The organism is Janthinobacterium agaricidamnosum NBRC 102515 = DSM 9628 (genome assembly GCF_000723165.1).
Lineage (GTDB): Bacteria > Pseudomonadota > Gammaproteobacteria > Burkholderiales > Burkholderiaceae_D > Janthinobacterium > Janthinobacterium agaricidamnosum.
The window spans coordinates 1,443,296-1,453,524 of sequence record NZ_HG322949.1; the positions used below are offsets into that span (position 1 = coordinate 1,443,296).

General features: G+C 56.9%; 4 protein-coding genes (1 of these 4 cut by a window edge). All 4 read left to right on the forward strand.

Going from position 1 to position 10,229, the window contains the following annotated elements:
- Positions 1–20: 20 nt before the first annotated feature.
- A complete protein-coding gene (locus GJA_RS06160; protein WP_038489962.1) occupies positions 21–680 on the forward strand; it encodes a response regulator in 660 nt (219 codons plus the stop codon).
- A gap of 16 nt (positions 681–696) precedes the next feature.
- Complete coding sequence (locus GJA_RS06165; protein ID WP_038489963.1) at positions 697–2,025, forward strand: ATP-binding protein; 1,329 nt, start codon at positions 697–699, stop codon at positions 2,023–2,025.
- A 91-nt stretch (positions 2,026–2,116) separates the two neighbouring features.
- Positions 2,117–3,283 carry a pantetheine-phosphate adenylyltransferase gene (gene coaD, locus GJA_RS06170; RefSeq protein ID WP_038489965.1) on the forward strand — a complete coding sequence of 389 codons (1,167 nt, stop codon included), beginning with the start codon at positions 2,117–2,119 and terminating at the stop codon, positions 3,281–3,283.
- Between the two features lie 310 nt (positions 3,284–3,593).
- A protein-coding gene (locus GJA_RS26005; protein WP_479686740.1) for an Ig-like domain-containing protein crosses the window boundary here: on the forward strand, positions 3,594–10,229 show its 5' portion. The gene runs 24 nt beyond the window's last position; 6,636 of the gene's 6,660 nt are visible here — the first part of the coding sequence; its start codon is at positions 3,594–3,596; its stop codon lies off the right edge, out of view.

Below are 10,229 nucleotides of genomic sequence, written 5' to 3' on the forward strand. Positions count from 1 at the left end.
ATAAAAATAGTGAGGATGGCATGAGACTTTTGCTGGTGGAAGACGATACGATGATCGGCGAAGTGGTGCTCGACTTGCTGCGCGCCGAACGCTATGCGGTGGACTGGGTCAAGGATGGCGACATGGCCGACACGGCGCTGCAAACCCAGAGCTACGACCTGGTGCTGCTCGACCTCGGCTTGCCGCGCAAGGATGGCATCGAAGTGCTGCGCTCGATGCGCCTGCGCAAGCAGGACACGCCGGTGCTGGTGGCCACTGCGCGCGACGCCATCGAGCAGCGCATCGCCGGGCTCGATGCGGGCGCCGACGATTACGTCTTGAAGCCGTACGACCTGGACGAACTGCTGGCGCGCATCCGCGCCTTGCTGCGGCGCTCGTCCGGCCGCCCGGAACCGGTGTTCGAACACCAGGGCGTATCGATCAATCCGCTGACCCGCGAAGTGGTCGCCGACGGCCATTCGGTCAACCTCTCGGCGCGCGAATGGGCGGTGCTCGAGGCGCTGATCGCGCGTCCCGGCATCGTGCTGTCGCGCGCCCAACTGGAAGAAAAACTGTATAGCTGGAAGGATGAAGTCAACAGCAACGCGGTGGAAGTGTACATCCACGGCTTGCGCAAGAAGCTGGGCAGCGAATTGATACAGAACGTGCGCGGCCTGGGCTACATGGTGCCGAAAGTATGAAGCTGAAGGGCCGGGCATGAAAGTAAGCCACTCGCTGCGCGGGCGATTATTGTGGTTCCTGCTGGCCGCCATCATCATGGCGGCCCTGGCGCAGGCGTCGATCGCCTACCGCAGCGCCCTGTACGACGCCGACCAGATCTTCGACTATCACATGCAGCAGATGGCGCTGTCGCTGCGTTCCGGCGCGCCGCTGGCCAACCACGCGGAAGCCCCGCCGGCCGACCCGGCCAATAACGACCTGGTGGTGCAAGTCTGGACTCCCGACGGGGTGCAGGTATTCCGCTCGATCACGCGCGCCGAATTGCCGCAGCGCGCGGTGCTGGGTTTTTCCAACGTCAAGGCGAATGGCACGACCTACCGGATATTCTCGGTGCAAACCAGTTCCCAGACGGTGCAGGTGGCGCAGGACATGGCGGTGCGCAAGCGCATGGCCGGCAGCCTGGCCTTGCGCACGGTCGGCCCGATCGCCTTGATGGCGCCGATCCTGATGCTGGTGGTGTGGTGGGTGGTCAGCGGTTCGCTGGCGCCGGTGGCGCGGGTGCGCCGGCAAGTGGCGGCGCGCCAGGCCGACGACTTGTCGCCGGTGTCGGCGGCCGGCCTGCCGGATGAAGTGCGGCCGCTGGTGCAGGAATTGAACTTGCTGTTCGGCCGCGTCAAGACCGCCTTCGACGCGCAGCAGCATTTTGTCGCCGACGCGGCGCATGAATTGCGCACCCCGCTGGCGGCGCTGAAACTGCAGGTGCTGAGCCTGGAGCGCGCCGACTCCGACGAGGCGCGCGGCGTGGCCGTCGGGCGCGTCACGGCCGGCATCGAACGGGCCACCCGGCTGGTCGAACAATTGCTGGTGCTGGCGCGCCAGGAGGCCAGCGCCGCCAGCGGCGATTCGCTGCAAACGGTGGACTTGAACGAACTGGTGAAACGCACGCTGGGCGACATGGCCGGTATCGCGCAGGCGCGCAAGATCGACCTCGGCCTGTATCACATGGATGCGGCCAGCGTGGCCGGGCAGGGCGACGCCTTGCTGATCCTGCTGCGCAACCTGGTCGACAATGCGACCAAATACACCCCGTCCGGCGGCACCGTCGACCTCGACTTGCGCGCTACCCCGGACGGCATCACGCTGTCGGTCGAGGATAGCGGCCCCGGCATTCCGGAAGACGAGCGCGAACGGGTGTTCAGCCGCTTTTACCGCGTGCCGGGCAGTCCGGCCGGCGGCAGCGGGCTCGGCATGGCTATCATCAAGGCCATCGCCGAACGCCACGGCGCCAGGCTGGTGCTGGATACGTCGCAACGGCTGGGTGGCTTGTGCGTGCGGGTGGAATTTCCGCCGACCGGGAAAAATTAAAATATACACAACGATATTTGATTGACGACTGCTGCGCCACCCTATATTGTCTGCGGATCAAGCGAATCTCGCCAGCCATTTGGAGCGCAGCATGAAGAAGATCGGATTTTCAGGAACCCTCGACCCCATCACCAACGGCCACATGTGGGTGATCGGCGAGGCCCGTTCGATTGCCGATGAAGTGATCGTATTCCTGTCGCAAAATCCCGCCAAGAAGCCGCAATTCCCGGCCGAAGACCGCAAGCGCATCATCGAGCAAAGCGCGCGCGAATGCGGCTGGAACAATGTGCAGGTGGTCATCGTCAAGGGCGATTACACCGCCCGCGCAGCCAAGAAACATGGCGCCGACTACCTGATCCGCGGCATTCGCACCACCGCCGATTTCGACTATGAAAACCTGATCCAGCAAACCAATGTCGACGTGCTGCAAGGCGCGAAGACGATCTTCGTCATGCCGCCGCGCGACCTGGGTTCGGTCAGTTCCAGCTTCGTCAAGGCGCTGGAGGGGCCGGTCGGCTGGAACTGGACCATGAAAAAATTCGTGCCCGGTCCGGCCTACCAGGCCTGGATACTCGACTGGCTGCGCAAGGATTGGGAAACGCTGTGGAATTACGCCGGCACCGACGCGGCCAGCGTCGCCAGCTGCCAGCGCTGGTTCGACCATTTGACGGGGGCCGACGCCTACGGCGGCGCCGGACGGTTTTATCACAACCTCGACCACCTGGTGCACGGCTTGTGCGAAATCCGCGTCTGGGCCGCCAACACGCTGGCGCCGCGCGCGGACAGCGACCTCGTCAAGAAAGCGTTCTGGTTCCACGACGCGCATTATGAGCACGGTGGTGAGCACGATGAGGACGGCTCCGGCCTGTTCTCGAACGAAGAACTGAGCGCCCAGCTGTGGCTGGAAAGCGGCCTCGATAGCGGCGCCAACCTCGACGTGGCGCAATTGATACGGGCCACCGACCACTTCCAGGGGCCGGCCATCGAGCATCGTTTAAAGGAAGTGATGCTGGGCGTCGATCTGGCGATCCTGGGCCAGGACGAGGAAGTCTACCGCGCCTACACCCTGGCGATACGCCAGGAATACGCGCATGTCGAAGAGGAGCGCTTCAAGCAGCAGCGCGGCCAGGCGCTGCTGCATTTGCGCGGCAAGGCGCAAGCCGGGCTGATGTTTGGCGATCCGTATTTCGCGGAGCAATACAATGAACAGGCGATTGCCAATATGACGCGGGAAATCGAGGCGCTGGGGACCGTTTAAAAGTGCCTGGCACGGCTTCTTGACTCTTGCTGACAGCTTCGCATGATTTTTTTTAAATATCTTTATATTAATTTCATGATTGGCGACACGATAAAGAAGAAGTAATATTTCTCACATATTCCAGAATATTTAATTATTTTATGATAATATTTTAAGGCTTTTCTTGCTTTAAATAAAATAAAATAATTTAATTGGGGAATATGGAATGGTTGATGTGACGGCTGGTGCCGGATCATGTGTTTTTGGAAAATTTATCCGAAAACTGTCTTGCGCGATTTTTCAGGTCTTGTTATGGGTGATATGTTTTTACATGACACTGGACGTGGCGCAGGCCGGCTGTGTTTCAAGCCGGTGTGCATCGCCTTTGCTGGTCATTAGCAGTCCGGCAAACAATGCATCGTTCCGTTCTGGCCAGGCTATTACTATTTCGGGACGGGCGTACGGAGACGTGGTCTATACCAGCAACGGCGACGAGCGGGTTTTTCCCATCAGCAGGGTTGAAATTTATCTGAATGGCGGCGTGGTTGGCAATGCGACGCTCGGCGCCGGAGGCGTCAACGATAACGATATTCCCTATCGCGACTACAGCTATACCTTTTCCGCCGGTTTTGTTGGCGGCGGAAATTATGCCATCGGCGCCAAGCCTTATGATACCGGCTCGAACGCGGGAGCCGCCGCGGGAGCCGTGTCAACTATCACGGTCGCGGTCGCGGCGAACGCATCGCCGACCATTTCGATTATCAGTCCCGCAGAGGGCTCGGTGTTAACCGAGGGCAGCGTCGTCAGAATATCTTCCGCTGCATCCGATTACGATGGCACGATAACAGGCGTTCAATATTTTATCCATAAAACTCCGATCAGCGGCGTGTTGACGGTTGCGCCATATAACTTCGACTGGACCGTAACGGGGGCTGGGCAGATCAATGCGGTCGCCACCGACAATAATGGGGCATCGACCGAGACGGCGATCTGGTTTACGCTCAATGACCGTCCGGTTTCGCAGTTGAATGTCAGTAATGTGGTGTCGCAGAACCCCGGTTCGATTACCTTGACCGCCAATGCTTCCGACCGGGTAGGAGGGGTGAGCCATGTGCAATATTTTCGGAATGGCGGTCAACAATCACCGAACCTGTATCTTGCTCCTTTTATGCATACCTGGAGTGGGGTACCGCCCGGTACCTATACCATCGTGGCCCGGACATATGATGCATATGGGATTTATACCGATTCCGCGCCGTATGCCTGGATAGTTAACGAGGCACCCACTGTTGCGCTCGCCGCACCGGCCAACGGTAGCATTATTAATCTTGCGATGCCTGGCAATATCACGCTGGCAGCAAATGCTTTTGACAATGATGACGGTATCGCCAAAGTCGAGTTCCTCATCAATGGCAGTGTTGTGGGCACGTCCACCGGAGCGCCCTTCACAGCGCAGTGGAGCGTCAGCGCCGCGGGCGTTTACATGGTACAGGCACGTGCGACCGATACCAGGGGGGCCAGTAACCTCTCCGCGATATCGATGGTCACCGTCAATGCGCTTCCGGTGGCGACGATCACATCTCCCGCCAATGGCGCGAGCTTTTTGCCAGGGGCCAACATACCGGTTGCCATCGGCGTGGCCAGTAATGGCTTTACTATCAGCAAGGTGGAGATCTACGACGGCACGAACCTGGTCGGCACCGCCTTGGGCGCTCCTTATTCCATCACCATGGTGGATGTATCAGCGGGCAGCCATGTTTTAACGGCAAGAGCCTATTATGAGGGCGGTGCGTTTTCAACGTCCGCTCCGGTGACGCTGAATGTCGTATTCGTCGAACCGCCCGAAAGTTCGGGTAGTGGTACGCCGGGAAAATTAAGGGGGACGCTGGACGTCGCCAGTAGTGGATCCGCGCAATACACGATTCCGATTACGATTCCTCCAGGGACTGCTGGGATGCAACCGAATCTTGCGCTGAAATATGATAGCAGCGTTGGCAATGGCGTCATGGGAATGGGATGGTCTATCAGTGGTATCAGCCAGATCACACGCTGTGCACGCGATATCGCCCATGATGGCGCATCTTCCGCTATAGAGTTAAGTGCGGCGGATCGGTTTTGCCTGGACGGACAACGTTTGATCGTGACGAATGGGCTGGCGTACGGGGCTCCAAATAGCGAGTATCGTACTGAAATTGACAGCTTCTCAAAAATCGTCGCACTTGGTACGCTTGGTAACGGTCCCGCATCGTTTGTGGTTACATTGCGCAACGGCGTTCGGCTAGAATACGGCAGCACCCCTGATTCGCGCTTGATATTGTTTGGCCATACTACCCCGGTGGTCTGGTCGGCGAACAAAGTATCTGATCCGAGAGGCAATTACTATACGATCATTTATGCCCTTGCCGGTAATTCCGGACAACAGTTGCCATCGCAAGTCGACTATACGGGTAATTTATTTCAAGCTAACGCACCAGCTACCTATAATTCTGTGCGCTTTATCTACGATCAAAGTCGTAGCGATATCGAAACGGGGTACCTGGCCGGCGCCAAAGTCAGTAACTCATTCAGACTGAGCAATGTACAGACTTATGCTGGCGCCATGTTGGTGAAAGATTATCGGATTGCCTACGATGGTAGTCCATTAACCGCCCGCTCAAGAGTTTTGAGTATTACTGAGTGTGCCGATACCAGCATCACTTGCTTGCCACCGACCACCTTTAATTGGGAGAGTACGCCGGCGAATTTTTCCGGCCCGGTCGTCGAATATCCTGTGCTGAGCGCAGAATTCGGCGAACTTATAAAAGGCGATTACGGCGGAGAATACTGGCCCGACCTGAATGGCGATGGGCGCCCGGAACACTGCGCTGTCTTTAGGCGCACCAGTGCGGGCGGGGATGAATATGTGATTGAGGATCTGCTATGTTCAATGAGTCAACCGGGGAGCACCACGCCGGTTCCAGTCAAGGTTTCTCAATTGCTTGCCTATTCCAGCTATTCTTTTATCGATGCCAATGGTGATGGAATCAATGATGTTTGTACGGAAATATATTGTTTGATCAGTGGTCAGGACGGTACTACTTGGACGCCGTTGTCAATACCGGGCGTTGGTTCCCTGGGATTGATTCCTTTCCTGACCGACCTTAATGGCGATGGGAAAATCGATTATTGCCGGCTTACCAATGATGGCGTGAAGAATGCTCCATTTCGGCTGGAGTGTTACTTGGGAAACGGCACCAGTTTCGGTCCTGCGATGCAACTTGAAACTTTCAGTATCCCGAAATGTGAGAAATCCGGTTGCGAGTCATTGCGCTTTTCTTGGGTGGATGTGACTGGTGATGGAATTCAATCCTTTTGCCGTTTGGAGGCAAGTTCCATGCGCTGCCGTAAATGGACGCCCACCGGCCTGGCTGCGGAAATCTCGTCGGGGGTAATCGATATCGGGGAGAAATATGGCGGCCGTGACTGGGTCGATGTCAATGGTGACGGTTTGGCTGATTTTTGCCGCGTCATCAGCAATACCCCGGGCCAGCCTGGCGCAGCCGGCCATCTCGCCTGTACCCTTTCTACAGGTACAGGCTTTGGCGAGACGATAGTCTCGGTTAACCTCGATATCGGGAACAGTACTGAGAATTTCAATACGCGAAAATGGCTGGATCTGAATGGCGATGGTAAGGCTGACTATTGCCGCGATACTGGCTGGCCGCTGCCTTCTAAGACAGAGTGCCTTATTTCAACAGGAATGGGATTTTCCGTTAATATTCCGATTCCAAATGGTGGGGGCAGCGACAGAATTGCTGATGTGAATGGCGATGGTAAAGCCGATGCCTGCGGCGGGTATATTGATGCGTCAGGGAGCATGATGCATTCTCGTTGCCTCACATCGGCGGGAACGTATCCTGACGTATTGCAACATATTAGCGATGGTCTCGGACAAATTACCATGCTGACATATAAGCCCCTTTCCGATGCCACCGTGTATGCCAAAGGTAGTGGGGCGGTTTTTCCTGTTAGCGATGTGCAGAATTCCAGTCATGTTGTTCAACGGGTGCGAACCAGTAATGGTTCCGGGGATGTAAACGATGTCATGTATAGCTATGCAGGCGCGCGAGTCGACCTGCAAGGCCGCGGCTTCCTGGGATTTCAGTCAGTCAGCAGCGTGGATCCGGCCGGGATCGTAAGCCGTAATGTATTCCGCCAGGATTTCCCTTACACCGGCCTGGTCAGTCAAACCCAGATTAGTAAAGATGGTGTTTTTTTATCCGAGCAAGTCACGGATTATGGCGCTAAAGGTACTGCCGCCTATCAAATATATCCAACCAGGACGACATCTAAAACCCGGGATTTGAACGGCGTTTTCCTTAACTGGATAGAGAAATCTATTTTACTGTCGAATATCGATGCATGGGGCAATCCTTTGCAGATAGACACACTATACAAAAACGCGGCAGGCACATCGGATGGTTATAGTCTAAGTACCGTCATTAATTACTATAATGATACTGAGAATTGGATACTTGGTCAGTGGCTCCGCCTGCAAACCACCAATCGGATACCATCCGGGACGGATAGCACTAGAACGATAAGTCGTACTTACTTCACAAGCAATCCAGGCTTGGGGCTGCTCAAACAGCATATTGTGGAACCGGAAAATGGCGGTTCCACAGAGGGTAACTTACGCTTGGTGACCGATTATACCTACGATAAATTTGGCAATGTGCTGAACGAAACCGTAAGTGGGGCCAACATTGTCACCAGGACTGCGCGCGCCTATAGCTATGATGTGCAGGGGCGTGGCCCGATGTCAGTCAGGAATGCCCTCAATCACCTTGAGGCATACGAATATGACTGGCGATTTGGTTTGATTAAATCCAGGACCGATCCCAATGTACTGATCACCTCATGGGGCTACGATGCATTCGGCCGCCAGATCAGCGAAACCCGCGCGGATGGGACCCGTACGACGCTTGACTATCATATTTGCCGTGCCTGCGCCGCCAGTTCGGCTTATAGCGTCAGCCGTAGCGAAATAGCGATTGCCAGCGGAGCCAATGTTTCTCCACCGTCACGCATTTACTACGATACCCTTGGACGAGCCATTCTGAGTGTGGGAATTGGATTTGACGGACGAAAAATTTATCGCGAAACCGAGTTCGATTACCTGGGACGAGTAGCTTATACGGCGGCGCCCCATTTCGCCGGCGACGCGCGTATCCGCTGGACCAAGTATCAGTACGATGCGTTGGGCCGCCTGATACAAACGACTGCGCCGGATAACAGCCGCTCCAGCGTAGACTACAATGGCCGCACCACGTCCACCATCAACGCCAACTCGGTGGCGAGCAGCCGCAGCGTCAATAGCCAGGGCCGGGTGGTGGCGGTGACCGACGCCGTGGGAACGGCGGATGCCAGTGCGATGAGCTATGCCTATGACCATTGGGGCAATCTGGTCGGCACGACCGACGCCGCCGGGAATAGGGTTACGATCGATTATGATCTGGCTGGCCGCAAGGTTAGACTGGCCGACCCGGATATGGGAACGAGAAATTATCGGTTTGATAATTTAGGGCAATTGATCAGCCAGACCGACGCCAAAGGGCAGACCACGTCCTATGCCTATGATGTGCTGGGACGCATGACCAGGCGGCTTGAGTCTGATCACGACAGTCATTGGTATTACGAGACCGACGCTTCTGGTGTTGCCTGCGTCAAAGGCATAGGCAAACTTTGCGAGGCGAACAGCTCTAATGGTTACTCCCGGCGGTATGCCTACGACAGCATCGGACGCCTGAGCAGCCAGACCAGCCGTATCGATACCGATTATGTGACCAGGTGGAGCTACGATGCCGCCGGCCGCTTAGGCAGCCGGACGTTTCCCGCTACGACAGCGTTGTTTGCCGCACCGCTGGCCATCAACTATAACTACAGCAGCGTTGGCTTATTACAAAGCATCACCAACACCGCTTCTGGCGCGGCGTATTGGACACGCAATGCTGAAAACGCCGATGGTAATGTGATCAGCGAAACTTATGGGAATGGGCTCACTGCCACGCGCGGGTACGACGCGCTGACTGGCCGTCTCGTCAAACTGCAAGCCGGTACCAGCGGGGTTCCGAATGCGGTACAGGATCAGGCTTATCATTACGATAGCCTGGGCCGGCTTGACCAGCGCCAGGACAACGCCATTGGCGTTGGCACCAGCGAGATTTTTGCGTACGACAATTTGAATCGCCAGACCCATGCGATCATGACGGTGCCGGGCGTGGGTCTGCAAAGCGCGAGCACGGGTTTCAATGCGATTGGCAACATCCTCGGCAAAACTGGAGTGGGATCGTATGTGTATGCTGCCGGAGGGAAGCAGCCGCATGCAGTGATGGGCATCAATGGCTCGCTCAATGGCGTAGTCAATCCGGTCTTTTCTTACGATAACAACGGCAATATGCTGACCGATGGCGCGCGCAGCTTCACATGGACCAGCTTTGACATGCCGGCGACGCTGACCAAGAGCGCCCAGGTCGGCAGTCCCGGTTCCGGCGTCAGCACATTCCTGTATGGGCCGGAGCACCAGCGGCTCAGGCAAACCTGGAGCGATGGAAGCAAGAGCGTGACCACGGTGTATCTGAATGGCGGCGAGTTCGAGAAGGAGATCAACAGCCAGGCAGGTTTAACGCAATTCAGGCACTACATAAGCGGCGCTGGCGGCGCGCTGGCGATTCATACGCGGCGCAGCAACGGCAGCGAAGACGTGAAATACGTGCTGGCCGATCACCTGGGTTCAAGCAGCGTGGTAAGCGACGCCTCTGGCCGTGTGGTGGAGCGCCTGGCATACGATGCATGGGGCGACCGGAGGGTCGCCAGCGGGGCGGGCGCGGGCGCGGACGATGCGGCCAATGCGATCGAGCCGGCCAGCACGGTCCGGGGTTTTACCGGACATGAGCATCTCGACCGTGGCGGCATGGGGCTGGTGCAC

What these genes read in the sequence shown, in the direction of transcription:
- GJA_RS06165 (WP_038489963.1), top strand. Translation starts at nt 697, where the DNA reads ATGAAAGTAAGCCACTCGCTGCGCGGGCGATTATTGTGGTTCCTGCTG.
- coaD (WP_038489965.1), top strand. Translation starts at nt 2,117, where the DNA reads ATGAAGAAGATCGGATTTTCAGGAACCCTCGACCCCATCACCAACGGC.
- GJA_RS06160 (WP_038489962.1), top strand. Translation starts at nt 21, where the DNA reads ATGAGACTTTTGCTGGTGGAAGACGATACGATGATCGGCGAAGTGGTG.